This is a genomic window from Campylobacter concisus (assembly GCF_003048905.1).
Taxonomy (GTDB): domain Bacteria; phylum Campylobacterota; class Campylobacteria; order Campylobacterales; family Campylobacteraceae; genus Campylobacter_A; species Campylobacter_A concisus_V.
On record NZ_PIRO01000006.1, the window covers coordinates 36,181 to 50,159 of the forward strand.

The 13,979-nt window shown below is 36.5% G+C and carries 13 protein-coding genes; 8 read left to right on the forward strand and 5 right to left on the reverse strand.

Going from position 1 to position 13,979, the window contains the following annotated elements; translation table 11 throughout:
- Positions 1–3 precede the first annotated feature (3 nt).
- The 8 genes from flgK (at position 4) to CVS95_RS08850 (ending at position 8,447) form a co-directional block, all read left to right on the forward strand.
- A complete protein-coding gene (flgK, locus tag CVS95_RS08815) occupies positions 4–1,875 on the forward strand; it encodes a flagellar hook-associated protein FlgK (RefSeq protein WP_103600858.1) in 1,872 nt (623 codons plus the stop codon).
- Positions 1,872–2,639 (forward strand): TIGR02757 family protein, encoded by a 768-nt coding sequence (locus tag CVS95_RS08820; RefSeq protein ID WP_107696346.1) that lies wholly within the window; start codon positions 1,872–1,874, stop codon positions 2,637–2,639. The genes flgK and CVS95_RS08820 overlap by 4 nt, the downstream gene beginning before the upstream one ends.
- Positions 2,640–2,705: 66 nt before the next feature.
- The gene (locus CVS95_RS08825; RefSeq protein ID WP_021091394.1) at positions 2,706–3,242 is read left to right on the forward strand and encodes a superoxide dismutase family protein; all 537 of its coding nucleotides are present in this window, start codon (positions 2,706–2,708) and stop codon (positions 3,240–3,242) included.
- A gap of 153 nt (positions 3,243–3,395) precedes the next feature.
- Entirely contained in the window at positions 3,396–4,157 is a 762-nt protein-coding gene (locus CVS95_RS08830) for a TSUP family transporter (protein WP_103579803.1), read from the forward strand.
- Between the two features lie 65 nt (positions 4,158–4,222).
- Positions 4,223–4,906, forward strand: a complete 684-nt coding sequence (locus CVS95_RS08835) for a F0F1 ATP synthase subunit A (protein ID WP_107696347.1) — start codon at positions 4,223–4,225, stop codon at positions 4,904–4,906.
- 164 nt (positions 4,907–5,070) lie between these two features.
- Positions 5,071–6,492 (forward strand): Asp-tRNA(Asn)/Glu-tRNA(Gln) amidotransferase subunit GatB, encoded by a 1,422-nt coding sequence (gene gatB / locus CVS95_RS08840; RefSeq protein ID WP_107696348.1) that lies wholly within the window; start codon positions 5,071–5,073, stop codon positions 6,490–6,492.
- Positions 6,493–6,504: 12 nt separating this feature from the next.
- Positions 6,505–7,395 carry an NAD(P)H-dependent glycerol-3-phosphate dehydrogenase gene (locus CVS95_RS08845; protein ID WP_107696349.1) on the forward strand — a complete coding sequence of 297 codons (891 nt, stop codon included), beginning with the start codon at positions 6,505–6,507 and terminating at the stop codon, positions 7,393–7,395.
- A complete protein-coding gene (locus CVS95_RS08850) occupies positions 7,392–8,447 on the forward strand; it encodes a glycoside hydrolase family 3 N-terminal domain-containing protein (RefSeq protein WP_107696350.1) in 1,056 nt (351 codons plus the stop codon). The genes CVS95_RS08845 and CVS95_RS08850 overlap by 4 nt, the downstream gene beginning before the upstream one ends.
- A gap of 15 nt (positions 8,448–8,462) precedes the next feature.
- On the opposite strand, the gene CVS95_RS08855 is transcribed toward CVS95_RS08850, so the two are convergent.
- The 5 genes from CVS95_RS08855 to rarD (CVS95_RS08880) are packed head-to-tail and all read right to left on the reverse strand — an operon-like array spanning position 8,463 to position 13,921.
- Positions 8,463–9,656 (reverse strand): McrC family protein, encoded by a 1,194-nt coding sequence (locus tag CVS95_RS08855; protein WP_103628834.1) that lies wholly within the window; start codon positions 9,654–9,656, stop codon positions 8,463–8,465.
- Entirely contained in the window at positions 9,628–11,670 is a 2,043-nt protein-coding gene (locus CVS95_RS09815) for an McrB family protein (protein ID WP_234400052.1), read from the reverse strand. Before CVS95_RS09815 ends, CVS95_RS08855 begins: the two co-directional genes overlap by 29 nt.
- A gap of 47 nt (positions 11,671–11,717) precedes the next feature.
- Entirely contained in the window at positions 11,718–12,170 is a 453-nt protein-coding gene (locus CVS95_RS08870; RefSeq protein ID WP_107696351.1) for an aryl-sulfate sulfotransferase, read from the reverse strand.
- A complete protein-coding gene (gene rarD / locus CVS95_RS08875) occupies positions 12,163–13,050 on the reverse strand; it encodes an EamA family transporter RarD (protein ID WP_107696352.1) in 888 nt (295 codons plus the stop codon). The genes CVS95_RS08870 and rarD (CVS95_RS08875) overlap by 8 nt, the downstream gene beginning before the upstream one ends.
- Complete coding sequence (gene rarD, locus CVS95_RS08880; protein ID WP_021091407.1) at positions 13,034–13,921, reverse strand: EamA family transporter RarD; 888 nt, start codon at positions 13,919–13,921, stop codon at positions 13,034–13,036. The genes rarD (CVS95_RS08875) and rarD (CVS95_RS08880) overlap by 17 nt, the downstream gene beginning before the upstream one ends.
- Between the last annotated feature and the right edge of the window lie 58 nt (positions 13,922–13,979).

Consider the following 13,979-nt stretch of genomic DNA (forward strand, 5'->3'; position numbering starts at 1 on the left):
AAAATGGCTAATATTTTTATGTCATTAGGCACGGGTGTTTCAGGACTAAATGCGGCCCAGCTTCAAATAAGTACAACCGGAAATAATATCGCAAACGCTGATAGCAACTACTATACAAGGCAGCGTGTTGTCCAATCCGCATCTCCAGCGATGAATACAGTACCTGGCGGAGTTGGTACAGGCACGCAAGTAGATACTATAACAAGGCTTCATGATGAGTTTGCCTACTCAAGACTAAAATACTCATCGTCAAATTTAGAAAATACAGCCTATAAACAAAGGATTTTGCAAGAAGCTACAAAATATTTTCCTGATCTAAAAGATAATGGAATGGTGAAAGATATTCAGGAGTATTTTTCCGCATGGAATAACTTTGCTTCAAACCCTAATGCAGGTGCTCAGAAAGTAAATTTGATAAATAAAGCAAGTGTATTGACCGCAAGTATCAACCGCTCATCAAAGATGCTTTATGATATGCATGAAAAGATTGATGAAACAATAAAAATAAATATAAATGAGATAAATTCGCTAGGCAGACAAATAGCAAATATTAATAAGCAAATCCAAAGAATAGAATCAGGTGCGGACGCTGGTATAAAAATAAATGCAAATGATCTTCGTGATAAACGTGATGAGCTTGAGCTTGCGATGTCAAAGCTGGTAAATACAGCAGTTTATAAAAGCGATCTAAAGAGCAATTCTAGGGTAGATACAGGAATAACAGATCAAGGAAAATACTACAATCTAAATATCGGCGGTGTAAGTATCGTTGATGGTGTAAATTTTCATGAAATTTCTATGAGTTCAACTGAAAGTGGACGATATACAAAAATTTATTATGAAAGAGAAGATGGCAGAAGAATCCCAATGGAGGAAAAGATTACAGGCGGTAAAATCGGAGCTGCACTTGATCTTAGGGGTCGAAACTACGAGCCAGATAATGATAAATTTAGCGACGGAACGATCCAAAAATACATTGATAATTTAAATACATTTAGTAAAACCTTGATAACAAGTACAAATAATATCTATGCCGAATCCGCAGTTGAAATTTCTAACTCAGATCCGATAAGTTATTTAGAAGGCGATAAAACGTTGATGAATCATGATAATAGTATAAGAAACGGAAGTTTTGAAGCTATTGTTTATGATAACAAAGGCAATGTCGTGGCCAGAAAAACTATAAATGTAAATGGCACGACGACGATGAATGATACAAGATATGGCAACTCTATCGTCAAAGACTTTAACTCAAACTCAGATGACAATAAAGACAATAATATGCTAAATGACGTTGATGACTTTTTTGAGGCGTCATATTTTTATGATAAAAATACTCAAAAAGGTACATTTTCTCTCATTCCAAAACAAGCTCAAGGGCTTTATAGCATATCGATAGTCGATCACGGTACAAATTTTCCAGGCGCTGTTGGCATAAATAGATTTTTTTCAGGTACTGACTCAAATAGTATCGGAATAAATCAAAATTTTACCCAAGACCACACAAAGCTTCGTGCCTACTCAAAGCCAGTTATCGGAAATAATGAAGTTGCAAATAAAATGATCCAGCTTCAGTATCAAAAGCAGACCTTTTACTCAAGTGGCATAGCGCTTGATAGAGATGAGACGATAGAGGGATATTACCGTTATCTTACGACTGACATGGCGAGTGATACAGAGGCAAATAATACTATCCACGATACAAATACATCTTTGCAAAAGACAGCTGAAGAGGAATTTCAATCAACAAGTGGCGTAGATACGAACGAAGAGCTTACAAATTTAATCCGCTTTCAAGCAAGTTATGGCGCGGCGGCAAAGATCATCACAACCGTTGATCAAATGCTAGATACGCTTCTTTCGCTAAAACAATGAACGAGCTAAAGAGCCTTTTAGACTCACACGTACTTAGTAAAAATACAAATCTGGGGCTGTTTGAAGCCCCAGATCCACTTCAGGTAGCCACTAAATTTAAAGAGCCAAACATAGCGCTCATTTGTGCGTTATTTGCTTATGGTAATGCAAAAATGATAGTGAAATTTCTAAATTCGCTTAATTTTGGTTTGCTTGATGAGAGTGAGCAAAATATCAAGAAAAATTTATCAAATTTTAAATACCGCTTTCAAAATGAAAATGATGTGAGAGAAATTTTTATCACTATCTCACGCCTTAAAAAAGAGGGCGAGATAGAGGAAATTTTACGCCAAGGTCTTGCAAAAAATGGCGAAATGATAGATGGCGTAAATGAGCTTATTAAATTTATATATAAGCTAAATTCTTACCGCTCTGACGGATATGAGTTTTTCTTTGGTAAGAGTTTTGATAGGGAGCCACAAAGCCCATATAAACGCTATAACATGTATCTTCGCTGGATGGTTAGAGATAGCGATATTGACCTTGGACTATTTAAAAATTTGCCAAAAAATAGACTTTTGATACCGCTTGATGTGCATACACATAGAGTTTCTTTAAATTTAGGACTTATAAATAGAAAAAGCTACGATTTCAAAGCAGTCATGGATCTTACAAAAAAACTTAGAGAATTTGACGAGTTAGACCCAATAAAATACGACTTTGCACTTTATAGAATAGGGCAGAGTAAAGAGTTAGAAACTATCGTAAAAAATCTTAATCAATAAAAATTATTGCTAAATTTTTAAATTTAGGGTAGACTTGCCATACAATTTTATCCACAAGGAGCTTGTATGAAAAAAATCGTTTTACTAAGTGCAGTTTTAGGAACTTTGCTTTTTGCTCACGAAGGTCATCACTTTGATGCGAAAGCTGGAGAGCATCTAGTTATACCTGTTAATGAGTTAAGCGAGAAGGGCGATAAGAGTGTCGGCGAAGTAGTAGCTGTTAAGACAAACTATGGCGTTGCATTTTTTCCAAATTTAAAAGGACTTACTGCAGGACTACACGGCTTTCACATCCATGAAAATGCTGACTGTGGTGCGACTGAAAAAGGCCTTGGTATGAAAGCAGGCGGCCACTGGGATCCAGCTGGTACAAAAATGCACTCTTTTGCCTGGGATGATAAAGGTCACAAAGGCGATTTGCCAGCACTTTACGTAGATGCTGAGGGCAATGCGAACTATCCAGTGCTAGCCCCAAAGATAAAAAGTCTTGACGAGCTAAAAGGTCACTCATTAATGGTTCATGTTGGTGGTGATAATCACAGCGACAATCCAAAAGCACTTGGCGGTGGCGGTGCTAGAATGCTTTGTGGCGTTATTAAGTAATCACTTTAATAAACGAGTCTTTGAGCTAGATCTAAAGGCTCGTTTAAATTTATAAATTTCAAAAATCTCTCATTTTAAATATAAAAATTTTACAAAAAGATAAGTACAAATAAATTACAATCTACTTTTATTTCAATTATCAAAAGAGCAAAAATGGATTTTGATCTACTTAGTTATGTCGTTTTTTTTATAGCTGCGTTTTTAGGTGGTTTTATTGATTCTATCGCTGGTGGAGGTGGGCTTATAACGCTTCCAGCTATTATGGCGATGGGCGTGCCACCACACCTTGCACTTGGTACAAATAAGCTTCAAGGTGTCTTTGGTAGCTTTACAGCGACTTTAAATTTCACAAAACGGGGATTAATTAATTATAAAGAGTGCTTTGTAGGTATCATCTTTACTTTTATTGGAGCTATCATCGGAGCGGTGGTTATCCTATTTTTAAATACAAATTTTTTAAAGATAATTATCCCATTTTTACTGATTGCTATTTTTATCTATACGCTTTTTATGCCAAAAGTCGGCGAAAATGATAGAGCTGCAAAGATGAATGAAAAACTATTTTATGTAGTTTTTGGACTAATGCTTGGCTTTTATGATGGTTTTTTTGGTCCAGGAACAGGCTCTTTTTGGACATTTGCGATAGTGGCATTAATTGGGCTAAATTTAAAAAAAGCTGTAGCTCATACGAAACTCTTAAATTTTACTAGCAATATCGTTGCTCTTGGCATTTTTATAGCCGGTGGACAGATGCTTTGGGCTGTTGGACTTTTGATGGCAGTTGGTCAAATTTTAGGCGCATATTTTGGATCAAATCTTGTCATTAAAAAAGAGGTAAAATTTATTAGAACAATGTTTCTAGTGGTAGTAGCAGTGACCATTTGTAAATTGATTTTCGATTATTTCAGAGTTTAAAATTAAAAATGTTTTAACAATAATTTTGTTACAATCACGCAAAATTCTAAATCCAAGGTAAATTAATGAAAGATTTGTTTCTATTTTCAAATTTCCTAAATAGCTCCCACGCCTTTATCTATGCGTTTCACTTTCTGCTTGTAGCTTTGATTGTTATCATAGTTGCTTATATAGCAAGGAGCAAAATGCAGCTTGTGCCAAGAGGTCTTCAAAATATAGTTGAAGCTTATTTGGAGGGCGTTATATCGATGGGAAGAGATACTTTAGGCAGTGAAAAACTAGCTAGGAAATATCTTCCACTTGTTGCAACTATCGGTTTTATCGTATTTTTTTCAAATGTTGTAGGTATTATTCCTGGATTTGAGTCACCAACATCAAGTCTAAATTTAACTCTAGTTTTGGCTTTGGTTGTATTTATTTATTACAACTTTGAGGGCATTAGAGAAAATGGATTTTTCAAGTACTTTGGACACTTTATGGGGCCTAATAAATTTCTAGCTCCTATTATGTTTCCAGTTGAAGTCATCTCGCATCTTTCACGTGTAGTTTCGCTATCATTTCGTCTTTTTGGTAATATCAAGGGTGATGATCTATTCTTGCTAGCGATGCTTACACTTGCACCTTGGTTTGCTCCACTTCCAGCTTTTGCGCTTCTAACGCTTATGGCTGTTTTGCAAACATTTATCTTTATGATGCTAACTTACGTTTATCTAGCCGGTGCCGTTGCTATTAGTGAGCACGAGCATTAAAATTTAAAGCCATATTTTTATATGGCTTTTTCCTTTTTAAAACTATTTAAATTTTTAAATCACATTCTTTATTTTTCCAGTCAAAACGCTCATTTTTAGATATTTTAAAAGAAAGTATCGCTAAAATACGCCTTAAAAATTTGTATAAATTTAAAGGTAAAAATATGTTTGAAGTCGTTATTGGTTTAGAAGTTCACACTCAGCTTAATACAAAAACTAAAATTTTCTGCTCTTGCTCAACTAGCTTCGGCGATGAGGCAAATACTCATGTTTGCCCAACTTGCCTAGCACTTCCTGGAGCGCTACCTGTGCTAAACAAAGAGGCTGTAAAAAAGGCTATCAGTTTTGGCACAGCGATAAATGCTAAGATCAATAAAAAATCAGTCTTTAATAGAAAAAACTACTTCTATCCAGACCTTCCAAAGGCATATCAAATTTCTCAGTTTGAGATACCTATCGTTGAAGGTGGCGAGCTAATTATCGACGTAAATGGCACTAAAAAACGCATAGGTGTAACAAGAGCACACCTTGAAGAGGATGCTGGCAAGAACATCCACGAAGAAACCGAGAGTCTGGTTGATCTAAACAGAGCCGGCACACCACTTCTTGAGATAGTTAGTGAGCCAGATCTTAGAAGCAGCGATGAGGCGGTGGCTTATCTTAAAAAACTACACTCAATCCTTCGCTTTTTAAATATAAGTGATGCAAATATGCAGGAAGGTAGCTTTCGCTGCGACGCAAACGTCTCTATCCGTCCAAAAGGCGATACCAAGCTTTATACAAGGGTTGAGATAAAAAATCTAAACTCATTTAAATTTATCCAAAAGGCGATTGACTACGAAGTAGAGCGCCAAAGTGCAGCTTGGGAAGATGGTAAATACGACCAAGAAGTCTATCAAGAGACAAGGCTGTTTGACACGACAAATTTAGTGACAAGATCTATGCGTGGCAAAGAGGATAGCGCGGAGTATAGATACTTTCCTGACCCTGATTTGCTGCCAGTTGAGATATCAGAAGATATGTATAACGAAGCGATAAAAATTCCAGAGCTTGCCGAGCAAAAGGTCGCAAGATATGTTAGCGAGCTAGGCGTAAAAGAGAGTGATGCGCTAAATTTAACTCAAAGCGTTGAGATGGCTAGATATTTTGAAGAGTTGATCGCTACTGGAATTCAGCCAAAACTAGCTACTACATGGCTTATAGTCGAGCTTCTTGGCCGCTTAAATAACGGCGTAACGATCGAGACAAGCCCAGTTAATAGTGCTAAAATGATAAATTTACTAAAACGCATAGAAGATGGAACGATAAGCGGCAAGGCTGCAAAAGAGGTTCTAGACTACCTAATGGAAAATGACGCGGACGTCGATAGTGTCATCGAAAAGCTTGGCTTAAAACAAGTGAGCGACGACTCAGCGATTATTGCGATCATAGATCAAATTTTGGTTGCAAATACTGACAAAGTCGAAGAGTATAAAAACGGCAAAGATAAGATGTTTGGCTTCTTTGTCGGTCAGGTGATGAAAGAGGGCAAGGGTGCCTTTAATCCAGGCAAGGTCAATGAGCTTTTAAAGGCCAAAATAGGCTAAAAAAGGGCTAAAATGAGCATAGCAGTCATCGGAGCTGGCAAGTGGGGCAGTGCGCTTTTTCACGCATTTAGTGAAAATAACGAGTGTGTCATCAGCTCAAGAACGCCAAGAGACATGCTAAATTTTGTAAGCTTGGATGAAGCCTTGGAGTGCGAATATCTAGTCTGCACGATCCCAACGCAAGCTACAAATTTATGGCTAAAGCAAAACTACAAAAACAAAGGTCAAAAGATCCTAGTCGCTAGCAAGGGCATAGACACGGCAAATCTTAAATTTTTAAATGAAATTTACGAGGATTTTGTTGATAGAGAAAATTTAGCCTTTCTTTCAGGGCCGACCTTTGCAAAAGAGATCATGCAAAAGCTGCCTTGCGCCTTGGTGATAAATTCTAAAAACCAAAATTTAGCTTCAAAATTTGCCTCATTTTTCCCAAGCTACATGAAAGCATATACCTCTGATGACGTGATCGGTGCTGAAGTGTGCGGGGCGTATAAAAACGTGATCGCCATAGCTGGCGGCATCTGTGACGGCCTTGGTCTTGGCAACAACGCAAGGGCAAGTCTCATTTCACGTGGGCTTGTCGAGATGGCTAGATTTGGCAAATTTTTTGGTGCAAAAGACGAGACATTTATGGGGCTAAGCGGCGCAGGGGATCTTTTCTTGACCGCTTCATCGATACTTTCACGCAACTACCGCGTAGGTCTTGGCATCGCAAGGCACGAGAGATTAGAGAAAATTTTAAATGAGCTTGGCGAGGTGGCAGAGGGCGTCGATACTGCAAGGGCTATTAGCAAGATCGCTAAAGAAAAGGGCATATACGTGCCGATTGCCAGTGAGGTTGAAAATATGCTAAATGGCAAAGACGTTTTTGAGAGCGTAAAATCGCTTTTGGGAAGAAGATGAAAACTTTTAAATTTATACTTTTTGTGGCTATTTTTGCTCTGGGGCTAAACGGCGCTGAAGTGAGCCTAAGAGCCAAAATCTCGCAGATGATAATGGTTGGTTTTAACGGAGCTAGCACAAAGGACGCTGCGTTTCGCGCGATGTTAAGCGACGCTGGATACGAGAGATTTGGCGGAGTAATACTACTTGGCAGAAATGTCACCAATAAAGCCCAGTTAAAAGCTAGCATAAAAGCTATCAAAGAGAAAAGTCCTAAAATTTTCATCGCTATCGACGAAGAGGGTGGCAACGTAAGCCGTATGAAGGATAAGAGCTTTGAGGGCCCGTATCCTAGCGCATACGAGGTCGCAAGCACGCTTGATATCAAAAGCGCTTATGATCTCTACTCAAAAATGGCTATAAATTTAAAGGAGTGTGGCATAAATTTAAATTTCGCCCCAGTGGTTGATCTGCACGACGAAAACTCGCCGATAATTGCTGCAAAGCAAAGGGCGTTTAGCGAGTATGCAAGCAAGGTAGTGATCTACGCTGATGCCTTTATGGACGCATTTAAAGAGCAGGGCATCCTAACGACACTTAAGCATTTTCCAGGGCATGGTAGCTCAAAAGAGGACTCGCATAAAAATAAGAGTGAGGTCACGCTAAGTAAAGATGCACTTTTGCCATATAAAGACGCCATAAGCACTGGTAGAGCGCAGATCATCATGGTCGGACACCTTTTTGTAAAGGGCATCGACGAGGACAATCCAGCCACACTTTCTAAAAAAATAATAACCGATCTCTTGCGAAATGAGCTTAAATTTAATGGCGTAGTCATCAGCGATGATATGCTGATGAAAGGCGTTGGCGACGAAGCTTTGGCTCAAAAAGTGGTGAAATTTATAAACGCTGGTGGCGACATCTTGCTCTTTAGCGAGTTCAAGATAAATAACCAAAGAACGGCCGATCTAGTCGCTCAAATCATAGTTGATGCAGTAAACGAGAAAAAGATCAGCAAAGAGCGAATCGATGCTTCATATAAGAGGATAATGGCTCTAAAAGCGAAGCTTTAAATTTGACTTTTAAAGTTATGTTAGTAAATTTGCGTTATTTTCATCTTTTTCAAGATCAAAATATAAAATTTCAAGTTGCATATTTTTTTCATATTCAAATTTCATAGGCTCTTGTTGTATGCCGTCTATCTTTGGATAGATGAGGTATAGCTTGCCGTCACACTGATGCTTTTTTCCGTAAGCATATAGCTGATACAAGTCGGCTTGTGAGATATCATCTTTTGAGCTTATGATTTTCCATTTTGTGTCGGCTATAAATTTGCCTTCTAAAAATATATCAGGTCTCAGTTTGAAGCTTTGTGGATTTTCTACGAGGTATTTTTCTGAGTGTTGTAAAATAGTGCATGGAAAGCTTTTCTTTATAAAATTTCCAACATAGCTTTCAAAGAGTGCATTCATATCAAATAGCAAAGCAAAGGCTAGATCATCGCCCTTGTGCGGAGTAAAAGAGTTGCCAAGCAAAAAGATCTTGCACCATAAAAGAGTTTGCTCGTAGTGCTTTACTTGGCGGTTTATGACAAGCTTTGCAAAGAAATTTTTATAATCCTCACGCTCCGAAACCTCATCAAATATAAATAAAAGCTCGCGTATTTTTTGCTGATTTTTACTAGAATTTGACTTTTTGTATAGAAATTTAAGCGTCATTTTTATGATCCTATTTATCTTTATATCGCTTAAAAATTCGCTGTATCCTACGTAAAACCGCTCTTTGTGGATGCTATTCCTTTTGATCTGCTCGTTTATATTAAGCTTTCCTTTTAGGAAATTTAGGTTCTCCTCTAACGCCACATAGTCGCTTTTTATCCCCTTTTTTACAAGAGCTTCAAGCTCACTTAAAAACATATAGATGAAAATTTCCAAAAGCGGTAAATTTTGTATTTTTAAACTGGCTAAATTTGAGCTTTTAAATGGGAAATTTTTTAACGTCTTTAGCATTTTTATAAAAACCGCTTTTGATCTTTCGGCGTCGGTTTTGTCTGCTATTTTTGGCAAAATTTCTATCGTTAAGCCACTTTTTGTCTGCAAAACACCGACATAGTTTCTAGCCTGTATAAATTTTCCACCAACCCCGCTTGCTATCCTTAAAAACGGAGCATTTTCATCGCTATTTTTAAGGATAAAATTTTCTATATCGTCAAAGTCTTTTTTGCCTACATCATGTTGATATATACGCTCAAACTCAGTTATCGTTAGCTGACTTTGCTTCATCTACTTGACTACTTGTTAAATTGTAAATTTTTAGATAGTTTTGCTCATCATAAAAAGCTTCTTTATCTATTTCGTATAAAATTTTGTCGTTTATGTAGTCAGTGCCACTTTTAAATAAAGCATTTTCTGGCTTCTTTTCTTTGATAAATTGACTATAGCCTAAAACAAGCCTTATTTTTTCCCAATCATCATAAAAATACTCCTGCAGTAGCGGTAAAATTTTATTTTCAAAGATCGAGGCTAGCTCTTCTATATCAGCGCCATCTTTTAGCGACATAAAATAGGCGTGTCCTATCGTATGATCTCTGTCGTAAAGATATTCTATACGCTCGTTTATAGTTTTTAGCATAGTATTAAAATCTATCTCGATTTCTTTAGGATCAATATCCTTATCCTTATATTTTATTTTAATGGTTCCCAAAAGCTCAGGTTGTGGCATCATTTCGACAAATTCAAATCTTCTTCTAAGTGCCGTATCCATGAGGGCTATACTTCGATCCGCCGTATTCATCGTGCCTATGATGTATAAATTTGACTGTACTCCAAATTTCTCTTTTGAGTATGGTAGCTCAACCATTATCTCGTCATCTGCCCCGAGCCTTTTTGATGGCTCTATAAGAGTTATGAGCTCACCAAAAATTTTAGATATATTCCCGCGATTGATCTCGTCGATGATTAAGACATAGTTTTTAGAGCTATTATCTACTATGTATTTTTGTATATCTAGCCTCATGTCATCAATTATCTTTGGTTCATATGATGAATATGTGTACTCTTCACCATCAAACAATACTCTTTTAAGCTTGCTGTATGCGACAGACATGGGCGACGAACCGTTTTTTGCGCGAACGACTATAGATGGAGTTGTGTTTTTATATAGATAAAATTCATACCCAGTTTGAGTAGTTAAAACTTTACTTGATGGCGATGTAGAGTATTCTGGTAAAGTCAAAACATAGCTATCGTATAGCTCCTTAAAATTCTCCTCATTTATGATTTTGTTGTCATCTTTTGTTTTTACTATTATCTCATTTTTCTTTTTTGCTACTTGGCATAGAGCCTTAAATACGCCATCCTCTACTTCGTATTTCAAATTTCCGTTGGTATCATTTTTAGCCTTAATCCCCTCGACAAATTCTTCATATCCATAGCTTTGATGAAATGTGATAAATTTTATTTGTCCTTTTTCTACATACTCTTTAAATTTAGATCTATCATCAGAAGCATTGCCTTCTATTATTTCTAGTGCTTTACGAACAACGCTATATGTCTTTCCAGTTCCAGGAGGACCGTATAAAATTTGATTTAGTGATAAAATTTCTCTTTTTTGTTGTAAAGTGTCATTCTTTTCTAAAGTCATATCTTTATCAGTATCCTCATTGTTTAATATGTAGTTTATACTTTTTTGCGATTTTATTTCACGTTTACCTTGGATATTTTTAAGATTTTCGTATTTGTCTAAAATTATTCGAGATAACTTATTTTGATTTGTAAATTTTAAGAATCTTAGATAAATAGTGCGTTTGTCTTGTGAAATATTTTCCACTTCTGCTTTCACTACAATAGCAGCAATCGGCTCACCTGAATAAATATAAACAATATCTCCTTCTTTAATTTCTGAAAGCTGTAAATATCCATCTTTTCTTTCATTGTCCCATTGAGTAATATTGTTTTGCTTAAATTCTTCAATAGAATCAAATATTTCTTTTTTATTTGTAAATACCCAATATCGTTTCATATTCGCCTCGCTATTTTTAAATTCTATATATTTATTTACTGCTGAATTATAGTCAGTAAAAAGCTTTTTGGTTTTTCCAGATTTTAAAAACTCTTCTTCTAAATATTTTGGGTTTTTACTTTTTGAGTTGTAATAATCAAAAATAGAGTAAACTTTATTTTCTTCTAAAAATCTAATAAAGCTTTTTAAAAAAGATTGATAGGATTGAGCGGAGTTTTTGCCTATTTCTTTTTCGCAGTAAGCCTTGAAATTTTCATAATCTATATATTCATTCATATTTATTCCTTTAAATTTAAAATTTTATAAAATGTTTAGAGCCACTCTCACAACCCATCAAATTCTTTTTTTAGTTCGTCCCTTAGCTCTTCGGCTCTATCTTCGCCATTTTTGAAATTTATCTTTATAAAGCTATCAAGCTCGTCCAAGATCGCAAAGAGTTCGCTCTCCCAGCTTAAATTTTCTTTCTTTGATAAAGTTTCCAGTTTTTCTCTTATTTGCTCTAAGATATCTAATGCTTTATCTTTACCAGACTCACTATTTAGCGCATCTTCAAATAAAATATCTTGCCTTAAGGCGTTTATTTTTTTAAATATTACGTTGCAAAATTTTGGATATTTCTCAGCATTGCTTAAATTTTCTAAAACCTCCTGTGCGGCCTTTTGATAAGCTGGCTCCGCTCCCTCTTCGTCGAGCTTTTTGGTTAGTTTTTGTATCTGAAAATATAAAATAAGCGCTGCAAAAAACGCAAGCAGCAAATAAATCGTCACATTATTCATTTTTACTCCTTTTTCTAAATTTATCTATGCTAATTATTGCGAGTGCCAGCCAGATCATACAAAACGAGATGACCTTGTAGCCGTCTAAATTTTCGCCGTAAATGAAGACCGCACAAAGGATCGCGATGGTTGGCGAGATGTATTGCAAATAGCCAATCGTTGTTAAATTTATCCTTGTTGCCGCTGCGTTAAAAGCGACAAGCGGCACGATGGTTACGATGCTTGAAGCGATCATTAAAAGTGAGTCTTCATTTAGTCCAAAGTGGCTTTTACCTAAAAATGCTATGTAAAAAACGTAGGCAAGTGCAAATGGGAACATAAAAAATGTCTCTATAAAAAGTCCGTTAAATGCGCCAATCTTTGCCATCTTTCTAACTGCTGCGTAAAATCCAAATGAAAGCGGCAAGATAATGGAAACTAATGGCAATCCGCCTTGAGCATAAATTTGTACGCTAATGGCTAAAACGACTATGCAAATGGCTAAAATTCCGCTTTTATTTAGCCTTTCTTTAAAGATGATAACACCAAGAAGCATGCTTATTAGTGGATTTATAAAATAGCCCAGGCTTGTGTCTAAAATTTTGCCATTGCTAACAGCATATACATAAACGCCCCAGTTTGTAGTGATAAATATACCACTCAAAAATAAGGTTTTTAGCGAACGAATATCTTTAAGTAAAGTAAAAATTTCGCCCATTTTGCCACTAAAATAAAGCACTCCAGCCATTAAGAAAAATGACCAAATGACCCTATGAGCTAAAATTTCATAAGCATCGACATCTTTGCTAAAGAGGTTGAAATAAACCGCCAAAAACCCCCACATAAAAAAGGCGCTAAGCGCGAGAATAACGCCTTTTTGGCTCTCATTTAGTCTTGGTATTTTTGTCGCCTTTTATAGAATTTATACTATCTATCATCAAAAGTGTGACCGAGATGGCTAGGCAGATCATTAAAAAGTATGAGCTTTTCTCCAGTCTCTCGCCGATAGCAAATGAGACAAAAAGCATCATTATAGGCTCAAAATATGTAAGCAAACCTAGTACATTTATCGGCACGAGCGTGCTTGAGAGGATCTGGGCGATGAGGGCTATGCCGCTGATAGCACCAAGCAAGATGAGTAGATAGTAAATGTTTGGATTTTGGCTCATCACGTAGTTCATATCGGCTGTGAGCGCAAAATAAAATGAGAATAAAAACATAAAAATTATCTCTATAACAAAGCTTGAGAAATTTGCAAGGTTGTAGTACTTTCTAATGGCAAAATAGACTGGATAAAGGCAAAAAACTACAGCGCTCTCCCACGAGATGCCGCCGCTTAGTATAGCTGTGCTAAAGACGCCAAGGGCTGCAAAAAATATCGAGGCTAGCTTTGTTTTAGAGAGGTGCTCTTTAAAAAATATCCGTCCAAAAAGGACCATGACTATTGGCATGATGAGGTAGCCGATAGAGACTTTTAGCGCTGATCCGTTGCTTGGAGCCCAGAGATAGAGCCACATCTGAAATGAGACAATGAGCGAGGTAGCTAGTAAAACTAGTAAAATTTTAGGTTTTAGCTTTATTTTTAGAAGTAAAAATTTGAAATTTCGCTGCTGTTTTAACAAAAAAATGGCTGCGATGACAAAAGGCATGGCAAAGATCATGCGGTATCCAACAAGAGCTTGCGTGCTGATGGGGTTCATGAGCACTGACATGTAGTAGATGCAGTTAAACAAAACAGATGCCAAAAGCGAATAAAATATGCCTTTTATCATGAAAAAATTCTGCTCCTTTTTGGGTAAATTTAAAGTAGCGATTGTAGGCAAAATATCT

What these genes read in the sequence shown, in the direction of transcription:
- flgK (WP_103600858.1), top strand. Translation starts at nt 4, where the DNA reads ATGGCTAATATTTTTATGTCATTAGGCACGGGTGTTTCAGGACTAAAT.
- CVS95_RS08820 (WP_107696346.1), top strand. Translation starts at nt 1,872, where the DNA reads ATGAACGAGCTAAAGAGCCTTTTAGACTCACACGTACTTAGTAAAAAT.
- CVS95_RS08825 (WP_021091394.1), top strand. Translation starts at nt 2,706, where the DNA reads ATGAAAAAAATCGTTTTACTAAGTGCAGTTTTAGGAACTTTGCTTTTT.
- CVS95_RS08830 (WP_103579803.1), top strand. Translation starts at nt 3,396, where the DNA reads ATGGATTTTGATCTACTTAGTTATGTCGTTTTTTTTATAGCTGCGTTT.
- CVS95_RS08835 (WP_107696347.1), top strand. Translation starts at nt 4,223, where the DNA reads ATGAAAGATTTGTTTCTATTTTCAAATTTCCTAAATAGCTCCCACGCC.
- gatB (WP_107696348.1), top strand. Translation starts at nt 5,071, where the DNA reads ATGTTTGAAGTCGTTATTGGTTTAGAAGTTCACACTCAGCTTAATACA.
- CVS95_RS08845 (WP_107696349.1), top strand. Translation starts at nt 6,505, where the DNA reads ATGAGCATAGCAGTCATCGGAGCTGGCAAGTGGGGCAGTGCGCTTTTT.
- CVS95_RS08850 (WP_107696350.1), top strand. Translation starts at nt 7,392, where the DNA reads ATGAAAACTTTTAAATTTATACTTTTTGTGGCTATTTTTGCTCTGGGG.
- CVS95_RS08855 (WP_103628834.1), bottom strand. Translation starts at nt 9,656, where the DNA reads ATGAAGCAAAGTCAGCTAACGATAACTGAGTTTGAGCGTATATATCAA.
- CVS95_RS09815 (WP_234400052.1), bottom strand. Translation starts at nt 11,670, where the DNA reads ATGAATGAATATATAGATTATGAAAATTTCAAGGCTTACTGCGAAAAA.
- CVS95_RS08870 (WP_107696351.1), bottom strand. Translation starts at nt 12,170, where the DNA reads ATGAATAATGTGACGATTTATTTGCTGCTTGCGTTTTTTGCAGCGCTT.
- rarD (WP_021091407.1), bottom strand. Translation starts at nt 13,921, where the DNA reads ATGATAAAAGGCATATTTTATTCGCTTTTGGCATCTGTTTTGTTTAAC.